The organism is uncultured Pseudoteredinibacter sp., assembly GCF_947500695.1.
Classification (GTDB): domain Bacteria; phylum Pseudomonadota; class Gammaproteobacteria; order Pseudomonadales; family Cellvibrionaceae; genus Pseudoteredinibacter.
The window spans coordinates 1-480 of record NZ_CANMSS010000032.1 but is presented as its reverse complement, the minus strand read 5'-3'; the positions used below and the strand labels follow the sequence as shown (position 1 = coordinate 480).

Here is a 480-nt window from a genome sequence, read left to right as displayed (position 1 = left end):
ATAACGCCCACATAAAAGGCGGAGCGTCAGCGACGTCCAGCGCAACGAAGTGGAGCGATTTTTGATGTGCTTGTTATGCATTTACAATAACACCTGCATACTAAGAGTGCACTCAGCGTCACTATAATAGAAGGCCATCTCTAAGTTTCTTAAAGAGTCTGTGGTTCCAGTTAACGTTGTCACAGCCATCCCATTTTTAATGCCAAAAGCAATTGGATACCAGAACTCTGCGACCTCGCCCTTAGTAAGAAGCATCGTCTCAATAGGGGCGCCTTCATAATTGCTTAATACGCTAATTTTGATGGTATCCATATGTCCGTGGTTCCCACCGGTCTTTGCACCCTCAGTAATACGCTGAACATCGAACTTTATATCGTTCTTTGAAAGATCTACAAAGCAGGCTGAAAACGACTTTGCGGATAGGAGCGTAAAGATGATCAATACTAGATACTTCATTCGAAACCTACGGGTGCATAACGC

Annotated in this window: 1 protein-coding gene; it reads right to left on the bottom strand. The window is 44.0% G+C overall.

What is annotated here, in order from left to right:
- Positions 1-81: 81 nt before the first annotated feature.
- The coding region (locus tag Q1A08_RS21365; RefSeq protein WP_299776422.1) for a hypothetical protein at positions 82-480 on the bottom strand (399 nt) is incomplete at its 5' end.